This window comes from Dasania sp. GY-MA-18 (genome assembly GCF_024734385.1).
GTDB classification, from domain to species: Bacteria; Pseudomonadota; Gammaproteobacteria; order Pseudomonadales; family Dasaniaceae; genus Dasania; species Dasania phycosphaerae.
Genome location: NZ_JANHAP010000005.1, coordinates 47,841 through 66,756, shown reverse-complemented (window position 1 = coordinate 66,756; position 18,916 = coordinate 47,841). Strand labels below are relative to the sequence as shown.

Here is an 18,916-nt window from a genome sequence, read left to right as displayed (position 1 = left end):
TTGCTCTATTCCTGCCTTCGCGGGAATAACTTTTTGCTTATTTAAACTGCTCTAAAAAACGCAGATCATTGTCGTAAAACAAACGTAAATCGTTCACCCCGTAACGCAGCATAGCCAAGCGCTCTACCCCCATACCAAAGGCAAAACCGGTGTATTTTTCGGTATCGATATTGGAGTATTCAAATACGCTGGGATGCACCATACCGCAGCCCATCACTTCTAGCCAGCCGGTTTGGCTACACACACGACAGCCTTCACCGCCACAGTTTACACACTGTATATCCACTTCTGCCGAAGGCTCGGTAAAGGGAAAGTAGGATGGACGAAAACGTACCGCTAATTCTTTTTCGAAGAACACCCGTAAAAATTCTTCCACTATGCCTTTTAAATCGGCAAAGCTGCTTTCTTCGCTGATCAACAAACCTTCTACCTGGTGAAACATAGGCGTGTGGGTTAAATCAGAATCACAGCGGTATACGCGGCCAGGGCAAATCACTTTAAGCGGCGGCTCAGTGCTTTCCATCACTCGTACTTGTACCGGCGAGGTGTGAGTACGCAGCACAGTGTGTTCGTTAATGTAGAAAGTATCGTGCATGGCACGTGCGGGGTGATGCGCAGGAATGTTTAGCGCTTCAAAGTTGTGATAGTCGTCTTCTATCTCTGGGCCTTCTACGGTTTCAAAACCTATGGCCTCAAAGAAGCTGGCTATACGCTCTATAGTACGGGTTACTGGGTGCAGGCCACCCACATTTTGGCCGCGGCCAGGTAGGGTAATATCGATTTGCTCTGCTGCTAGCTTTTCGGCAATGGCGGCAGTCTCTAGTGCAGATTTTTTCTCGCCTATAGCCTGTTGCAGAGCTTGCTTTACCTTATTGATTTCAGCACCGGCAGCTGGACGCTCTTCGGCAGATAGCTTACCCAAGCCCTTTAACAAATCGGTAATACTGCCTTTTTTACCCAAAAACTGTACCCGCACATCGTCTAGTGCCGAAACATCTTGTGCGTCGTTAATGGCTGCTCGCGCTAGTGCGGCGAGAGACTCTAGATTTTCCATCGATAGCCTTCTTTGTATGTAATACTTTTTTGTTTAAATAGCGCTGTCGTAAATAACTACACTATTTTCTATTCTTTACACCTATGGATACCGGCGCAAGGCCGGTATGACATAGTAAAACTTTCTGCTGTCATTGCGGGCCTGACCCGCAATCTACTGCCCTAGATACCGGCGCAAGGCCGGCACGACATAATAAAACTTTCTACTGTCATTGCGGGCCTGACCCGCAATCCACCACCATGGGCACAGACGCTAAGCCTGTATAACAGTGATTTTAGAAAATATCAGCGAGGCCTCGGCCCTAGGCCATTTTCTAAAACCACTATTAGCACGCAAGTTTTTGCCTTTAAAACAAAAATAGGGAAAGAGCGTCAGCCCTTTCCCCATTTCCAGCACTAAAAAGTGCAAACACGCCATGACCCTAAGGTCATCGTATGTTTTATGCTAAGGCTGCTTTTGCTTTTTCAACAACAGCGGCAAAAGCAGACTTGTCGTGTACAGCTAGATCAGCCAAAACGCGACGGTCTAAAGCGATTTCTGCTTTTTTAAGACCAGCGATTAAGCGGCTGTAAGACAAACCATTGGCGCGTGACTGTGCATTGATACGGGTAATCCATAGTGCACGGAATTGACGCTTACGTTGGCGACGGTCACGGTATGCGTATTGGCCAGCTTTAATAACAGCTTGCTTAGCAACACGGAAGATACGTGAACGAGCACCGTAGTAACCTTTGGCTTGCTTTAAAATCTTTTTGTGACGACGGTGTGCAGTGACACCACGTTTTACTCTAGGCATTGTGAGACTCCTCTTGACCTAAAAAAATGGTGTGCTTACTTAGCACGCAACATACGATCGATTAATACTTCATCACTCTTATGAACGAGTGAAGTACCACGTAGCTGACGCTTACGCTTGGTCGTCATTTTGGTCAAGATGTGGCTCTTGTGGGCGCTTTTACGCTTGTAACCACCAGCAGTCTTTTTAAAACGCTTGGCAGCCCCACTATGTACTTTAGCTTTAGGCATCGTTAGATACTCCGCATTTGGTGAGTCTTATGACTCAAAATAAAATAAACCCTTAACTAGCAGGCCCTAGGAGCTCACTGCTAACTAAGAGGCGAAAAAGTAAAGCTAGCCTTACTTTTTCTTCTTTTTAGGGGCTATGACCATGGTCAACTGTCGACCTTCCATCTTAGGATGCTGCTCTACAGTGCCCAACTCTTCCAAGTCAACTTCGACTCGTTTAAGTAAGGCCATGCCTAGCTCCTGATGGGCCATTTCGCGGCCGCGGAAACGTAAAGTCACCTTGGCTTTGTCCCCATGTTCAAGGAAACGTGTGAGGTTGCGTAGTTTTACCTCATAATCTCCTTTATCCGTATTAGGACGGAATTTCATCTCCTTAACCTGTGTTCTTACCTGCTTCTTCTTTGAAGCGGCTTGCTGTTTTTTAGCCTCGAACACATGTTTGCCGTAGTCCATAATTTTACAGACTATCGGATCGGAATCTGCGATTTGCACCAAGTCAAGCGTCGCTTCAGCAGCAGCGGCTCTGGCCTCTTCGATAGACACTATGCCGACCTGCTCACCGTCAGCGCCAATTAAGCGAACTTCTTTTGCCTCAATCTCTTCGTTGATTGTGGCGCGCTTGCTCTTACCTTTAGTTTGTTGTTGCTTAATCTCTATTTCTCCGTTGTTGACTCTTGAGTGACGCGGCCGCGCTGGGCTATATCGGTGCTGAGTAGCTGTTCAAAAGCCTCTAAGCTCATGGAACCCAGGTCATCACCATTGCGCGCACGCACGCTTACTGTTTGAGTCTCTACTTCCTTATCGCCTAATACCAGCAAATAAGGGACCCTCTGAATTGTGTGCTCGCGGATTTTAAAGCCGATCTTCTCATTTCTCAAGTCCGCATCCACTCTAAAGCCTTTATTTTTCAAGGAATCGGCAACTTTTTGCACATAGGGGCTCTGTTTGTCCGTAATATTGGCAATTACCGCCTGAGTCGGTGCCAACCACGTGGGGAATTTACCCTCGTAGTGCTCAATCAAAATACCGATGAAGCGCTCAAACGAACCCAAAATGGCCCGGTGCAACATGACTGGCGTCTGCCTGCTGCCGTCTTCGGCCACATACTGGGCATCCAAACGGCCTGGCATAGAGAAATCCACCTGTATAGTACCCAGTTGCCACACCCGGCCTATGCTATCTTTAAGCGAAAATTCGATTTTAGGACCATAGAAAGCACCTTCACCGGGCAGCTCCTCCCAGGGCAGCGCTTTACTATCCAGGGCTTGGGCCAGCGCCTTTTCGGCCTTATCCCAGCTTTCGTCGCTACCTACTCGCTGCTCGGGGCGGGTAGAGAGGCGATAAATCACCTCACTAAAGCCAAAGTCTTCGTACACCGAGTGCAGAAAGTCTATAAAGGTGGCAACCTCACCCTGTATGGCCTCTTCAGCACAGAAGATATGGGCATCATCCTGTACAAAGCCGCGCACCCGCATAATGCCGTGCAAAGAGCCTGAAGGCTCATTGCGGTGACAGGAGCCAAACTCCGCCAAGCGCAGCGGTAAATCACGGTAGCTTTTTAGGCCCTGGTTAAACACCTGCACATGGCAGGGGCAGTTCATGGGCTTAACCGCAAACTGCTTATCCTCAGACTCCAGCATAAACATGTCATCGCCAAACTTGTCGGCGTGACCCGATTTTTTCCACAGCGACAAGTCCACCAGCTGTGGTGTTTTAATCTCTTGGTAGCCATTCATGTCTTGCTGCTGGCGCATATAGCCTTCTATGGTCTTATATACACTCCAGCCCTTAGGGTGCCAAAACACCATACCGGGGGCCTCTTCCTGCATATGGAACAGGTCGTATTTTTTACCCAGCTTGCGGTGATCGCGCTTTTCCGCCTCTTCTAAACGATGCAGATAGCCTTTTAGGTCTTTTTTATTCGCCCAGGCTGTGCCGTATATGCGCTGTAGCATTTGGTTATTAGAGTCGCCGCGCCAGTAAGCGCCGGCCACTTTCATCAACTTATGCACTTTTAGCTTGCCAGTGCTGGGCACATGCGGGCCACGACACAGGTCCATCCAAGCGCCCTGCTTATACAAGGAGATCTCCTCGCCTTCGGGCAGCTCTTCAATAATTTGCACTTTGTAGCGCTCACCCATTTGGCGGAAAGTCTCTATCGCCTTGTCGCGGCTCATCACTACGCGCTCTATAGGGTGATCTTCTTTAACGATCTCCCCCATGCGCTTTTCAATTTTGGCTAAGTCTTCGGGGGTAAAGTTATGGCCGGTGGCAAAATCGTAATAGAAGCCATCTTCGATTACAGGCCCTATAGTTACCTGTATATCGGGGAAGCACTGCTGCGCCGCCTGCGCCAGTAAGTGCGCCGTAGAGTGACGTATCACCTCTAAGCCCTCTTCATCGCGCTCGGTGATTATGGCCAATTCAACGTCAGACTCGATCAAATAAGAAGTATCAACGGGCTTGCCATTAATCTTACCCGCTAACGCTGCCTTGGCTAAACCGGGGCCTATATCCATAGCCACTTGGTGAATAGTGACCGGGTTATCGAATGAGCGTTGACTACCGTCGGGGAGGGTTACAGTTACTGCAGACATGTGCTTTCCTTATTCAGTGGTGGCCCCTACCAAAGGTCACGTGAAATTTAAATGAGGTTATTTTAAAGGGCGCAAACTCTAACCAGCTGCGCCCCGCTTGTAAAGGCAATATGCCCCGCCAACCTGCTTAAGCCAAGATTTCTTTGATGGCGGTGATTAAAGCCTGCATCTCCTGGTCAGTACCTATGCTAATACGCAGGTACTCGCTGATACGCGGTTTGTTAAAATAGCGCACAATAATCTTGTGCTGGCGCAGCTGTGCAAACAAGTCTTCGGCGGCTATAGCGCCGGGCTTGGCCATCACAAAATTGGTTTTGGAATCCAGCACCTCAAAACCTAACGCCGCCAACTGCGCCGTCACCCACTCGCGGGTGGCTATAATCTTTTGGCAGCAGTCATTAAAATAGTCCACATCATCTATAGCAGCAGCAGCGGCTCGTTCCGCCAAGCGATCTAGCGGATAAGGGTTAAAGGAGTTTTTCACTCGATTCAAACCGTCGATTAAAGCCTTATTGCCCAAAGCAAAGCCCACTCTTAAGCCCGCCAGCGAACGTGACTTAGACAGGGTTTGCACCACTAATAAATTAGGGTATTGATTCACTAGACTGGCCGCCGACTCGGCACCAAAATCCACATAAGCTTCATCCACCAACACCACCGACTCGGTATTGCGCAGCAACAACTGCTCTATCTCAGCCAGTGACAAGGCCAAACTGCTGGGCGCATTAGGGTTGGCAAAAATCACCCCGCCATTATCCTGCATAGCCTCGGTGCAATACTGCGCCAAGTTAATACTAAAATCCTGCTCCAGAGGAATCTCGCAGGAGTCTATATCGTATAAGCTGCAATACACGGTATAAAAGCTGTAAGTAATATCGGGCATTAACAGCGGTTTATCACCGGCAAAAAACGCCTGAAACGCTGCCGCCAGCACCTCATCGGAACCATTACCTACAAATACCTGCGACTCTTCTAATTGATAAAACTGAGCAATAGATTGCTTTAACAAGGAAGATTCAGGATCGGGGTATAAACGCAGTGCCTCAATATTATCGCGCGAAAAAACCGCCTGCGCCTTGGCTGAAGGCGGATAGGGATTCTCATTAGTATTGAGCTTGATCAGCCCCTGATCTTTGGGTTGCTCACCGGGGGTATAGGGATCTAAACCGTGGGCTAAATCGCTCCAGTATTTGGACATAAATATTGCACTCGAATTTCGGTTTCTTTAATAAAGAGTAGATAAACAAAATGTATAGGGTCTCAAAGACCTTAGTCTACAGCGGCTAGTCGCTGGTCGCTAGAAAAAGCACGTCATGCCGGGCCACGACCCGGTATCCAGAGACAAGCTATGCATTTAAGCTCTAGCGACTATAGGCTAGGAGCTAGCGACTAGGAACTAGCTGCTATAGCCCGCTGCCTTTCCCGCTCAGCCTGCTTACGCGCTCTGCGCTGCTCGGTAGATTCCACCGCATCACTACCCAAATGCGCTTCGCCGCGCTGCTTGGCCAATTGAATCTGCTTTTCGCGTTCGGCAAAGCGTTGGCGCTGCTCCTCGGTAACCTTATCAAAACAATAAGGGCAACTTACGCCGGGCTGGTAGTGCTGGCTCTGTTTGTCTTGCTCGGTGATAGGCAGGCGGCAGGCGTGGCATTGGTCGTAGTCGCCTTTTTCTAGTTTGTGATTGACGGTTACGCGGTCGTCAAAGACAAAGCACTCGCCCTGCCATTTGGTTTCTTCTTCGGGCACTTCTTCTAGGTATTTTAAAATGCCGCCGTGCAGGTGATACACCTCATCAAAGCCCTGCTCTTTCATATAAGCGGTAGACTTTTCGCAGCGTATGCCGCCGGTGCAAAACATGGCCACTTTTTTATGCTTGGAGGGGTCCAGGTTTTGTTTAACGTAGTCGGGGAATTCTCTAAAGGTGGTGGTATTGGGGTTAACCGCACCCTCAAAGGTGCCTACTTGGTATTCGTAATCGTTGCGGGTGTCGACCACTAATACTTCGGGGTCGCTGATTAAGGCATTCCACTCTTTGGGTTGCACATAGGTGCCTACCACGCGCTTGGGGTCTATGCCCTCAACCCCCATGGTGACGATTTCTTTTTTCAGTTTAATTTTAGTGCGGTAAAACGGCGGCTTATCGGTGTAGGACTCTTTGGTTTCTAGCTCTGCCAAACGCGGGTCGGATTTTAGCCAGGCCAGTACCGCGTCTATACCTACACGGGGGCCTGCAATAGTGCCGTTAATGCCCTCTTGGGCTAGCAGCAGAGTACCTTTAACTTGGTTGGCAACCAATACCTCACGCAAAGGCTCGCGCAGGGCTTCAAAGTTTTCTAGAGTGACGAATTTATATAAGGCGCAGACAACTATCTGTGACATGGGGCTTCCTCTTTAGCGGGCCGGAACGTAAATCCAGAGCCTGGGAGTACAATGTAGGGGCGCCATGGGCACCCCGCGAAATCGGCGGGCATTATAGGGGATAATAGCCCTGCTGTCTTTAGGGTTTTATAGCCAGCCTAAAAAGGGCGCAATAGACACGTAGAGCACCATTAACAACAGCAACCCCATGGCACTAACTTGCAGCGGGGCCGCCTTAAAGCGATCGATTAAACCGGGCATGGGTTGATCGCCCCGCTCTGTTCGCAAGCTGGCTACACGCTCAACTTGGTAGGCTTCTATCAAAGCTCTGGCCCGCGCCTTTTGCGACTCATCTTTTAGCCATAAACCCGCTATAGACACTCCCCAGCGCCCGGCTGAGCTTTCGTAAAAATCCAGTTCATTATCGGCCAACAACTGCCGTACGGCATCGGCCTCTTCATCACTGACATCGTTGAGTTTAAAAATTAACACAGACATGACTTAACTTAATCGTTAGAGGGCTAGTACGGCGTATAAATGCCTCAGTGTAACGCCTTCATCGCGGTAATCCAAAGTCAATGGTATAAGCTGATCGTCTTTCACCAACACCCAGGAGGGAAAGCCAGCTACGGGGTAAGCCCCAGCCAACGCAATATCACTTTGCAACTGCTGCTCTACCAGCGGCGAATTTAAATCCTCAGCAAATTGCACTGGCTTTAAACCCAGCTCGCCCGCCAACTGTATTAGCACCGCTTCATCAGAGGGGTTAAGCGCGCGCAAATAATAGGCTTGCTGTATGGCCAACACCATTTCCTCATAGGCCTGTTGCAAACCCGCTGCCAACACCGCCCTACACGCTGGGTAAGTGCTACGCCTAGGCTGGCATAGCCGCCAGAAATCATGATTAAAATTTGTACCCAACTGCTGCTCAATATTGCGCCAAGTCTTTTGCAGCATTTGCTGCATGGCCTGCGGCATGGGCTCTTGGCTGTCAGGCGCCAAACCTCCCAGCACGGTGCGCAGCGCCAACTCTGGCGGCAGTATGTTTTTTAACCGCAGCAGGGTAGGCCGGTAACCCCAGCACCAAGAGCACATAGGGTCATGAAAATAATAAAGCGCCGCTTTTTTATACAGTTCTTTTTGAGAGGGAACTTTTGTCATAAGAACAACACAAATCTATTGCAATAAGGCGATAAAAAATAAATGCCATTAGGGCATATATATGTGATGTAAATCAAAGCCCTTTTGCAAATACCGTCTACACTGAATATGAACTCACAAAAGAAGGTCACAATACATATGCAAATCACCATTACTGGCCACCATGTAGAAATCACCGATGGCATTCGTGAAGCCGTTAATAACAAGCTTGCCAAACTCAACAACCACTTCCCCGATATACAAAACGTAGATGTTATCGTCACCGTCGAAAAAAACTGCCAAATAGCCGAGGCCAACACCCACTTTTTAGGCAAGGACTTTAGCGCCAAGGCCAGCAACGAAGAACTGTATAAATCCATCGCCGAAATGAGCAACAAGCTCACCACCCTATTACAGCGGCAAAAAGAACTGGTGAAAGCCCATCCTCACCAAAAGCCAGCCACCGCTGATACTGAGCTCGATTTATTGGACGAAGACGACGAGCAATTACTGGCCGCCAACCAATAAACCACCACTAATATTTAGGGATAAGCCGCGCACACGCGCGGCTTCTTAATATCTAGCCTACAACTCTACTTAACAACCCTTTTCTTCCCCCCAACTAACACTGCTACAATGGCCAGCCGCTAAACAGCCACCTATGCAGCCGCCCCATGCTTTGCCAACCCGATTTTTTATCACATTTTAAAACCCTAGATGCCGCACTTACTCAACAGCAGGCCTTGTGGCGGCCCCGCGCCTTTTATCAAAACCAAGCACCCTGGCAACAGCCGCAACTATTCTCTGCCCTACTGGCCCTTAGCGATACCGAGGTAGAGCAACTTAGCCAACACCAAGAGCAACGCCTGCACTGGTTTAGCCATTACCTGCCACTAAGCTGCCAACAGCTGGCCAGCTTTACACCTGCTAACCTCCCCCCTCATAACAGCCATATTAGCCCCTTTAAAACGGTGGCTATACCCGGCAGAAAGTTAGAGCAAATATTGGCTTTTAACCAAGCCCTGCCCAGCTCTGCTAACAGCTTAATTGAATGGTGTGCTGGCAAAGGCCACTTGGGCCGCACCATTCACCACCTTACACAACAAACTGTGCACTGCCTGGAGTTTGACCAACAACTCTGCAGCAACGGCCAACAACTGGCCCACAAGCAGCAAGCCGATCTGCACTTTCACCACCACGATGTGCTGCAAGCTTTACCGGCGTCACTGCATGGCCCAGAGTACGACCACATAGGCCTGCACGCCTGCGGCCAGCTGCACATACAACTGCTGCGTACAGCCTGCCAGCAGCAGGCCCAACACATCACCCTATCGCCCTGCTGCTACCACAAAATATCTGAGCACCTATACCAACCACTATCTTCGGCTGCCAGCGCCAGCAAACTGCAGCTCAGCCGCCAGGATTTGCAGCTAGCGCAAGAAGAAACCGTCACCGGCGGCCAACGTATACATAAGCTACGCAAGCAAGAACAACTATGGCGCTTGGCCTTTGACGAACTGCAACAGCAACTTAGCGGCCAGCCCCATTACCAACACCTGCCCTCTATCAACAAGCGTATTTTTAGCGGTAGCTTTCAGGACTTTTGCCAGTGGGCCGCCCAGCACTGCCAAATCACCCTGCCGCAACAAGTTGATGGGCCCCGGTATTTAGCGCTAGGGGAGCTACGCTTACAACAAGTAAGGCGCTTAGACTTAGTACGACAATTATTTAAACGGCCACTGGAATATTGGCTGGCTCTAGACCGCGTGTTGTATTTATACCAGCAAGGCTATCAGGTACAGCTGCTAGAATTTTGCCCCCGCGCCACCAGCCCCAGAAACCTATTGATCACCGCAACAAGGCAAATCGCTCAATAAACCAACACCCGCTGTTCAACAACTCACCAATCAGCAATTTTTTTAACTTTAAATCACATTAGGTGTTGACGTACTCGCTCAGGCTCTTATAATTCGCGGCGTTTTCAGCACATAGCTGTAGGCACTCTGCGTCCCCATCGTCTAGAGGCCTAGGACACCGCCCTTTCACGGCGGTAACAGGGGTTCGAACCCCCTTGGGGATGCCATTATTTTTATTCGCCGTATGGATACGGCGAAATTCTAAGGACCGGTAGTTCAGCTGGTTAGAATGCCGGCCTGTCACGCCGGAGGTCGCGGGTTCGAGTCCCGTCCGGTCCGCCACTTATAAGACAAACTCTCAGCCACCGTCCGGTGGTTTTTTTATATCTGAAATTTGGCCCATAAGGGGCTCGAACCCAATAGCGGGTTTGGCACGCTACGCCTACTCAGAGCTTGATCGCCAAACGCTGCGCGGGACGTGCTATCGACGATTTTATACATGACGCCCGAAGAGAACTAAAACCCACAAGGTTTTATTATCAAAAACCACAACCTCCTCCCCTAGACAACAAATTGATCAAGAAATAGACGTCAGTTTTTTTTACACAAATAACAAAAAAGCAGCAGTGATGCCAAAATATATTTAATAATATCAACGACTTAATAATCTGGCATTATTTATGCTTAACCCAGGAAAACAACACAACTCGACATACAACAAAGGAAATAAGGAAATGAAAAAAATATTAGCCCTACTACTTGGCTCGGCTATCTCTGCCAGCTCACACGCTATTTTAATGACTGAAGTCAGCGAAAATGCTTATATCACCATCGGTGGTTACGACATAGCTTGGGTGGCACCTGTTAGCCAAAATCCACACAACTACTGGCAGCCTCTTGACTACTCATACCAGTCACAATTCGGCTGGTCGGCAATGACCTTAGATGTCTACAATGAGATCGGCGGGCTAGACGCCTCTGACTTTACCGGCAGTGGCTACAACGCAACTTGGAATGGCTCTAGCTATTATGACCCCGCCACAGGCGCAAGGGCTAATTACAATAGCAGCTTAAACTCCATAGCCATTGCGACAGCTTGGTTTAGTAATGAGCATTTGCATATAGATTACTCACAGGCAATCGGCGGCAATGCTTGGAGCGGCTTAGATTTTGAAGGCAGCAGCTGCCCTAACAACTGTAACGAATCACTGGCGTTTCGTGTATCACCCGTTGCAGAACCTTCTTCAATCGCCTTGCTAGCACTTGGCTTAGCCGGTCTAGGCGTAGCTAGAAGAAAAAAATCTGCTTAATTAAGTATTATTAGGCAGGTCTTGAAAGCCTCGGTGCAAACCGGGGCTTTTTTATACCCAACGAATCACACTTTAGTGCGGCAACCCCAATTTAATCCCCCCCCCTTATAAACCCCACCTCCAAACCACACTCACAGTCACTCAACGCATAAATACTTCAAAGAATTTATACACATTTAGCCTTTCATGGACTTTAATCCTCTATGACTAAGTACTACGACTAGCTGTTTCGGTTAGCTCAGCGAGCAATACTTTGATTTTTAGTCTTTTAAACTAACATCACAGGCAACAGGGGATGTAGTATGAAAAGCTTATTAACCCTATGGGTATTATTAATGTGCGCGACTCTCAGCAACGCACAGACCTCCGAAAGCGCACTGGTTATTTCTGCGCAAGACAAAGCCCTGATATGGGGCCCCTGCCCTGACTTTATCCCTAAAGGCTGTGAAATCGCGGTATTACAAGGCGCCCCAGCCAAAGAGAATGTCGATATATTCTTCAAGGTTCCTGGCGACTTCACCATCCCCTACCACAAACACAGCTCTCAAGAGCGTATGATTCTGGTATCGGGTGAGCTAGAAGTCAGCTACGACAACCATGAGACTATGATTATAAAAAAGGGGGACTTCGCCTATGGCCCCGCACAACTACCGCACAAAGCCTATTGTAAAAAAGGGGCCGACTGCATTCTATACATAGGTTTTGTCGCCCCCCTAGATGCTATGCCTATTGAAAAAGCGCAACATTAATTAGACGACTAAAACCTCAACTATTATTAAGATTACTGGCAATTTACAAGCAGAGTCATGATCAACTGCGAACTACACGACTACATAGAAATAGCCTGTATGCAGCAACTCCCTATCAGGCTAAAGCTTAAATCAGGCTCCATCCTAAAGGGCACCGCTCTAGATACTCAGCGCAATAACAAGGGTGAAGAGTGCGTCAAAATAAACAGTGACAGCCATCACCTGCTAGTAGTCTTAGATGACCTCGCTACTATGGAGGCATTAATAGCAAACCCTCACTTCAGCTGCGTTAAATTTGATTAAGCCTTAGCAGCTAGCCCGTGACTAGAGCGCCATTTAAGCGCCGGCCAGCCCGCTCAAACAAGCCAGCGAGAATATTGAGCATTTTAATACCCAACCCTCTAGCTTTGACTATAGTTAAAGCTATTCTCCGCACTATTGGATTATAAATGTGACTAAAAGCCATAGCCCAAAAGACATAAGCAACAAAAATATGGTCGAAGCCTTAATGGAGGCCATAGTCGATGGCATCATTACCATTGATGAAAAAGGCATTATTCACTCCGTCAACCCAGCCACTGAACGGATTTTTGGCTATAAAAAAGAAGAGATGATCGGCCATAACGTCAAAATTTTAATGCCTGACCCCTACCAATCAGAACATGACGGTTATCTTCAAAACTACCACAACACCGGCCACAAAAAGATTATAGGTATAGGCCGAGAAGTACTGGGTAAACGCAAAAACGGCGAGATCTTTCCACTAGAGCTAGCCGTTAATGATATGGTCGTCGATGGCAAACCCATGTTTGCCGGCATAGTTAGGGATATTAGTGAACGCAAACAAGCCGAAGAAGCGCTTACCGCCTCTAGCAAACGCTTATCGCTGGCAACCGAAGCTAGCGGATCAGGCGTGTGGGAATATGACGTCACCTCAAACAGTTTAGTTTGGGATGATCAGATGTTTAACATCTATCGCATAGAAAAAAATGAATTTTCAGCCGTTTACCAAACATGGATAAACTCAGTACACCAAGACGATATAACGCAAGCAGAACAAGCCTTCAAACACACAGTTGAAACAGGCAAGCCTTTCGATTCCCTATTTCGCATCATCTGGCCAGACAATAGCATTCGCTATATTGAAGCACACGCACAAGCAATCACTGATAGCAATAACAAAGTACAAAGGGTCATTGGCGTTAACACCGATGTCACCGAAGCCAAATCAGTAGAATTTGAGTATCAGGCGCGTGAAAACCGTATCCGTGCGTTAATGGACACAATAGTTGACGGCATTATTGTAATAAACAATCAGGGTAAAATTTTATCCATGAACCCTGCCGCCGAAACACTCTTTGGCTACCAACAAGACGAGATACATTTAAGAAATATAAAAATGCTAATGCCAGAGCCCTATAGCAGCGCGCATGATGGCTATCTGAGGAATTATAGAAACACTAGAGTTAAAAAAATTATTGGCATTGGCCGCGAGGTAGTAGGGTTACGAAAAGATGGCAGCACCTTTCCCATGGAGTTAGCTGTTAGCGAAGCAGTAGTAAGCGGTGAAACACTATTCACAGGAATAGTTAGAAATATAAGCGAGAGAAAGCATGTATTCGACCAACTTAATTTACAAAGCAGTGCGCTAGAAGCTGCGGCAAATGCCATTTTGATAACCGATGAAAAAGGCATAATTGAATGGTCCAACTCAGCATTCACTAAACTAACAGGCTATCTACCGGATGATGTAATCGGAAAATCAACCAGAATACTAAAGTCTGGAAAAGAGCCACCAAGCCTGTTCCACAACCTGTGGCAAACCGTTAACGAAGGAAAGGTTTGGCAAGGTGAGATGTTTAATAAACGAAAAGATGGCACTCTGTATATTGAAGAACAAACCATCACTCCAGTATCTGATGATAGCGGGAAAATAACCCATTTTATCGCTATAAAACTCGACATTACAGAGCGGAAACAAAGCGAACAAGCAATTGCTGAAAAATCCAAAGCCCTAGAAATTGTAGCCGAGTATGAAAGAACCCAATCTAAGGTAATGGCTCTTTTTAACACTTATAACGATGCTTCTGAAATATTCGAACTGATGTTAAAAAACCTAGCCGAATGCCATCAATTGCACCTATCAGCTGTATTTTTATTCGATGAATGGCAGGGTAAATTCTCCTGCATAGCCAATCACGGCATACCCGGCAATATCAACAAAAAAATAGAACTGGGCGAAGGCTTAATAGGACAAGCAGCCCTTAATGAAAAACAAGTAGTCATAGGTGCAAGTGAAAGTTCTCCATTTAATATAGATGTAGGCCTATTTGAAATAAAACCCAAAACAGTGGTAATAAACCCTATACACTATGCCAGCAAAACATTAGGAATATTAGTTGTATCCAGTTTAAATATATTAGACGATAACGAATTATCTTTTCTCGACAGACTAGCTAAACAAGTAGGCGTATCACTCAATAGTTTAAATCAGTACAAGCACTTAGAAGCCTTGTCAAAACAATTAAAACAACGCGGCAAAGAAATATCATTAAAAAACACCCAACTTGAACAAAGCAACAGGTTAAAAACCGAATTTTTGGCCAACATGTCTCATGAGCTGAGAACCCCCATGAATGCCATCATTGGTTTTTCTGAAGTACTAAAAGACGAATTACTTGGTGACCTCAACGAAGAACAAAAAGACTATGTCAGCGAAATATTCCAAAGCGCCAACCACCTTTTATCATTGATTAATGACATATTAGACCTATCTAAGATTGAAGCTGGAAAAATGGAGCTGTTACTAGAACTCATCTATCTACCAGAAACATTAAACAATGCCATTTCTATAATAAAAGAAAGAGCCTACAACCATAACATATCCATAGCGGTTGACATTGATGAAACAATAAACTATGGAAAAGTTGATAGCCGTAAATTTAAACAAATTTTATTCAACCTGCTGAGCAATGCGGTAAAATTCACACCCGATGGTGGATCCGTTACCTTAAAGGCAGAGCGCACAGAAAAAGATTTATCCATATCAATTATCGACACAGGAATAGGCATATCCCAAAACAATATAGATCTTTTATTCCAACCTTTCGTACAGTTAGATGGCTCCTTATCCCGCCACTACGAAGGGACCGGGCTAGGGCTAGCCATGGTGAAGCGCCTCGTAGAACTACATGGCGGAAGTGTTGAATTAACTAGCGAGATCGACAAAGGCAGCACTTTCAAATTCACCATCCCTTATATTAGTGATGATGACTTACTAACAGAAAAACCCCCTTCTAACACCGACAGTTTAAAACTAGAGAAAGCTATCACTAACTTAGATAGCAATAGCAACAACACAGAAAACACCACTACTAACAAAAGCAACAGAGTTTTAATAATCGATGATGATGATGAGTATGTAAAAGCAATAAAAAACAAACTAGCCATTGAGGGTTGCCAAGTTTTTCACGCTCAAGATGAAAAAACAGCACTATCTACCGCCGTAGAAAAAGAAGTGGATTTAATACTACTAGATATAGCACCACGATCAATTGACAGCATTAGTATTATAAAAAAAATAAAACAACACGATAAGTTTAAAAACACCCCTGTTATATCAATGACAGCAAGTAAAACCAAAGGCCTCAATTTAGGGGCTATTAATATTTTAGAAAAGCCGGTATACAAAGATGAGTTAATCAACTCCGTTACCAAATACATCCCCAATATCGACAAGCCAAAGGTTAAAATACTGGTCGTCGATGACGAGGAAAAGGCCGTTCAGTTTTTGACTGATCAACTGGAGGGTAGTGGCTATAAAACCCTATCAGCCTACTCTGGCGAAGAAGCGATTAACGCCGTACAGGAGCACCACCCCGATCTCATTATTTTAGATCTAATGATGCCCGGCATGTCCGGCTTTGAAGTAACCGCAAACTTACGCCAAACCAAAGACTTTGCAGATATACCAGTAATAATACTGACCGCCAAAATATTAACCGAACAAGACAAAATGTGGCTAAGTGAAAACACCAACCATGTAATTGACAAATGTGGATTTAACACCATTGATTTTTTATCCACTATAAGAAAAAACTTTGATTCACCAGCTACTAGCGCACCTAAAAAACCAACTCAAAAACCACCATCATATGTGACCGAAGCCCCCCTCATCCTGATTATCGAAAATAACGATACACAAGCGAATCTGTTAAAACTTTACCTTGAAGAATCTGGTTACAATATTCAATTAGCTGAAAGCGCTCAGGAAGGGCTAGAGCTAATGCAAAAAAATAAACCGGACTTAATAACGATTGACTTATTAATGTCGGAGCTAGACAGCGTTAATTTTTTTGAAATAAAAAACAATTTCCCTGAATATTCCGAAATCCCTGTAATGGTTCTTTCATTAACGAAAGAAAATAACGACTTAGGAGCTGTAACAGCAGATGCAGTATTAAGCAAGCCAGTTCAGCGTGCTGAAATAACCTCATTAGTTGAGCGTCTACTACCCATAAAAATCGGCATAAAAAAACAAAAGCCTAAAATATTATTAATTGATGACGATCCAAAGGCTATAAAAATAGTAAGCTCCTATCTACATGAAAAGCAATATCAAGTATCTAGCGCTCTTAGCGGCATAGACGGCCTTGAATTATTAAAAAACGACCAACCTGATCTAATTATATTAGACCTCATGATGCCTGAAATTAATGGCTTTGAGGTTATTGAAAGACTAAAAGAAAACGACGATACAAAAGATATACCTATTATCATTCTTACGGCAAAAATACTAAATAGTGAAGATAGAAAAACACTGTCAAGCCAAGTTGCAGCCATTGCAGAAAAAGGCAAGATAGATCGCGATATATTACTAAAAGATGTTAACAAGGCACTACAAAGGCATCATAAGACATGACCACAATATTTGTTATCGAAGATCAAGCCACAAATATGAAGCTAATAACGGGGATATTAAGCAGAGCGGGGTTTAACGTTAAAACAGCCACTACTGCCGATATAGGCATCCCTATGATTATAGAAAATAAACCTGACTTAGTTCTTATGGATTTACACCTTCCCGGAACCGATGGAATTACGGCAACGCGAATCTTGAAAAACAATGAGAGCACCAAAACTATCCCTATCATTGCATTAACTGCCAAGGCAATGGAAGGAGACAGAGAGTCAATACTTGAAGCGGGCTGTGATGAGTATGCAGCTAAACCTATACGTTATAAACAGCTATTAGAGTTGATAAACAACTTTCTATAGCGGAGCAAAGCATGAAAGAAAGCAAGGTCCTAATTGTTGACGATGAGCCGCGCAACGTTAAACTACTATCCGCCTATTTAAAGGCCGATGGTTTTGACCCCATACAAGCCTATAATGGCGAAGAAGCTATACGCCTAGCCAAATCAGAAAACCCTGATGTTATTTTACTAGATATTATGATGCCCAATATGGATGGGTTTGAAGTTACTGCCAGATTAAAAACGGAAAAGAAAACTAAGCTTATACCTATAGTACTAGTAACCTCTTTAGATGGAGCTAATAATCGAACAAAAGGCTTAAACGTCGGCGCTGATGAATTTCTCACCAAGCCGATTAATCGCTCAGAGCTAATTGCCAGGGTAAGAGCATTACAGCGTTTAAAACAAATGCATGAAGAACTGCAAAATCGCAAAAACATTGTCTCCGCTCTATCAGATGTTGACTTTCTAAACCCAGAATATCAAAACACCATACTACTCATAGAAGACGACAATTTGCTCAGCCGCCAAATCGTTACTGTTTTATCTTCAGTAGGAATAAATTGCTCGGTAGCACATAATACTGTGTCCGCCAAAGATCATCTTAAAGAACACTCCCCAGACCTAATATTAATGGATCGTATTCTTCCTGACGGCGATGGCATGGATCTTTTAGCTGAAATCAAACAATATGAAGACCACCGTGATATTCCCATTATTGTTATTACAGCAATAACTGATTTGGAACTAAAAATATTAGGATTGGAAAAAGGCGCCGATGACTACCTAATTAAACCTATAGAAAACACAGAATTACGAGCTAGAGTAAAAGCCGGTATAAGGCGCCACCACGCCATAAAAAACCTAAAAATAAACTTGGAAAAAGCCCAGTCCTGCACAGTTACAGATAAGTTAACAGGGGTTAGAAATCGATATTATCTTGATGCGGATTTAAATCATAGAATCGCACAAGTCAATCGTTCACCAGAAAAAACATTAAGCCTTTTAATGATTGATATCGATAACTTTAAAGCCATTAACGATACATTCGGCCATCTTATTGGTGATAAAATATTGTGCATAGTAGCGGAACAACTTTCGTTGATTGCTCGAGCAGCCGACATAGTTACACGCTATGGAGGTGAAGAGTTCTGTATTGTATTACCGGAAACCAATATTGATGAAGCCTACGCAGTCGCTGAGCGCATGAGGGAAAATATGGAAAATTATGAGTTCCCCGACATAGGCGGAAAAAAAATAACCATTAGTGCTGGAGCTGCGGAATACTCTATAAACGATCAAACTGTAACTGCACTTCTAACCAGAGCGGATGACGCCTTATACAAGGCTAAATCAATGGGGCGCAATAGAGTATGCAAAGGTAAGAAGGCATCTCCACAAGAGTAGTAACGTTAAAATAACGACAGTCTTTATAGTAAATTTTCAATAATTAGCGCTACGTCAGGCTTTAGCAGCGCGCTTTGTACAACTCCCCCCCCTCCAAAAAAATACGCTCACACCTTAACAGATTAGCTCTAAATACCCCCCTATTAGCACAAGACAAAACCGCC

General features: G+C 45.5%; 17 protein-coding genes and 2 tRNA genes. 10 read left to right on the top strand and 9 right to left on the bottom strand.

Annotated elements, in window-relative coordinates:
* Window positions 1-37: 37 nt before the first annotated feature.
* The 9 genes from pheS to NO559_RS07430 all read right to left on the bottom strand — a co-directional run bounded on the left by pheS (window position 38) and on the right by NO559_RS07430 (window position 8,196).
* The gene (gene pheS / locus NO559_RS07470; protein WP_258331187.1) at window positions 38-1,054 is read right to left on the bottom strand and encodes a phenylalanine--tRNA ligase subunit alpha; all 1,017 of its coding nucleotides are present in this window, start codon (window positions 1,052-1,054) and stop codon (window positions 38-40) included.
* 439 nt (window positions 1,055-1,493) lie between these two features.
* Window positions 1,494-1,850: a 50S ribosomal protein L20 gene (gene rplT / locus NO559_RS07465; RefSeq protein ID WP_258331186.1), complete on the bottom strand. Its 357-nt coding sequence runs from the start codon at window positions 1,848-1,850 to the stop codon at window positions 1,494-1,496.
* 35 nt (window positions 1,851-1,885) lie between these two features.
* The gene (rpmI, locus tag NO559_RS07460; RefSeq protein ID WP_258331185.1) at window positions 1,886-2,080 is read right to left on the bottom strand and encodes a 50S ribosomal protein L35; all 195 of its coding nucleotides are present in this window, start codon (window positions 2,078-2,080) and stop codon (window positions 1,886-1,888) included.
* Between the two features lie 111 nt (window positions 2,081-2,191).
* Window positions 2,192-2,731, bottom strand: coding sequence for a translation initiation factor IF-3 (infC, locus tag NO559_RS07455; protein WP_258331351.1), 540 nt, complete (start codon window positions 2,729-2,731; stop codon window positions 2,192-2,194).
* Window positions 2,732-2,733: 2 nt separating this feature from the next.
* Window positions 2,734-4,677 (bottom strand): threonine--tRNA ligase, encoded by a 1,944-nt coding sequence (thrS, locus tag NO559_RS07450; protein WP_258331184.1) that lies wholly within the window; start codon window positions 4,675-4,677, stop codon window positions 2,734-2,736.
* 127 nt (window positions 4,678-4,804) lie between these two features.
* Window positions 4,805-5,875: a histidinol-phosphate transaminase gene (gene hisC / locus NO559_RS07445; RefSeq protein ID WP_258331183.1), complete on the bottom strand. Its 1,071-nt coding sequence runs from the start codon at window positions 5,873-5,875 to the stop codon at window positions 4,805-4,807.
* 191 nt (window positions 5,876-6,066) lie between these two features.
* Window positions 6,067-7,056: a rhodanese-related sulfurtransferase gene (locus NO559_RS07440; protein ID WP_258331182.1), complete on the bottom strand. Its 990-nt coding sequence runs from the start codon at window positions 7,054-7,056 to the stop codon at window positions 6,067-6,069.
* A 126-nt stretch (window positions 7,057-7,182) separates the two neighbouring features.
* Window positions 7,183-7,533 carry a DUF6164 family protein gene (locus NO559_RS07435; RefSeq protein ID WP_258331181.1) on the bottom strand — a complete coding sequence of 117 codons (351 nt, stop codon included), beginning with the start codon at window positions 7,531-7,533 and terminating at the stop codon, window positions 7,183-7,185.
* 15 nt (window positions 7,534-7,548) lie between these two features.
* Complete coding sequence (locus NO559_RS07430) at window positions 7,549-8,196, bottom strand: DsbA family protein (protein WP_258331180.1); 648 nt, start codon at window positions 8,194-8,196, stop codon at window positions 7,549-7,551.
* 138 nt (window positions 8,197-8,334) lie between these two features.
* Between NO559_RS07430 and hpf the strand changes: the two genes are divergently transcribed.
* From hpf to NO559_RS07380, 10 genes are all read left to right on the top strand, one after another.
* Window positions 8,335-8,703 (top strand): ribosome hibernation-promoting factor, HPF/YfiA family, encoded by a 369-nt coding sequence (gene hpf / locus NO559_RS07425; protein ID WP_258331179.1) that lies wholly within the window; start codon window positions 8,335-8,337, stop codon window positions 8,701-8,703.
* 146 nt (window positions 8,704-8,849) lie between these two features.
* A complete protein-coding gene (locus NO559_RS07420; RefSeq protein ID WP_258331178.1) occupies window positions 8,850-10,052 on the top strand; it encodes an SAM-dependent methyltransferase in 1,203 nt (400 codons plus the stop codon).
* A gap of 130 nt (window positions 10,053-10,182) precedes the next feature.
* Window positions 10,183-10,258, top strand: a tRNA-Glu gene (locus tag NO559_RS07415).
* Window positions 10,259-10,296: 38 nt separating this feature from the next.
* Window positions 10,297-10,373 (top strand) — tRNA-Asp (locus tag NO559_RS07410).
* A 392-nt stretch (window positions 10,374-10,765) separates the two neighbouring features.
* Complete coding sequence (locus NO559_RS07405; protein ID WP_258331177.1) at window positions 10,766-11,341, top strand: PEP-CTERM sorting domain-containing protein; 576 nt, start codon at window positions 10,766-10,768, stop codon at window positions 11,339-11,341.
* Between the two features lie 302 nt (window positions 11,342-11,643).
* Window positions 11,644-12,090: a cupin domain-containing protein gene (locus NO559_RS07400; RefSeq protein WP_258331176.1), complete on the top strand. Its 447-nt coding sequence runs from the start codon at window positions 11,644-11,646 to the stop codon at window positions 12,088-12,090.
* Window positions 12,091-12,147: 57 nt separating this feature from the next.
* Window positions 12,148-12,393 (top strand): Rho-binding antiterminator, encoded by a 246-nt coding sequence (locus tag NO559_RS07395; RefSeq protein ID WP_258331175.1) that lies wholly within the window; start codon window positions 12,148-12,150, stop codon window positions 12,391-12,393.
* Between the two features lie 148 nt (window positions 12,394-12,541).
* Complete coding sequence (locus tag NO559_RS07390) at window positions 12,542-17,011, top strand: PAS domain S-box protein (protein ID WP_258331174.1); 4,470 nt, start codon at window positions 12,542-12,544, stop codon at window positions 17,009-17,011.
* On the top strand, window positions 17,008-17,367 hold the full coding sequence (locus NO559_RS07385) for a response regulator (protein WP_258331173.1): 360 nt from the start codon (window positions 17,008-17,010) through the stop codon (window positions 17,365-17,367). Before NO559_RS07390 ends, NO559_RS07385 begins: the two co-directional genes overlap by 4 nt.
* A gap of 11 nt (window positions 17,368-17,378) precedes the next feature.
* Complete coding sequence (locus tag NO559_RS07380; RefSeq protein ID WP_258331172.1) at window positions 17,379-18,752, top strand: response regulator; 1,374 nt, start codon at window positions 17,379-17,381, stop codon at window positions 18,750-18,752.
* Window positions 18,753-18,916 lie beyond the last annotated feature (164 nt).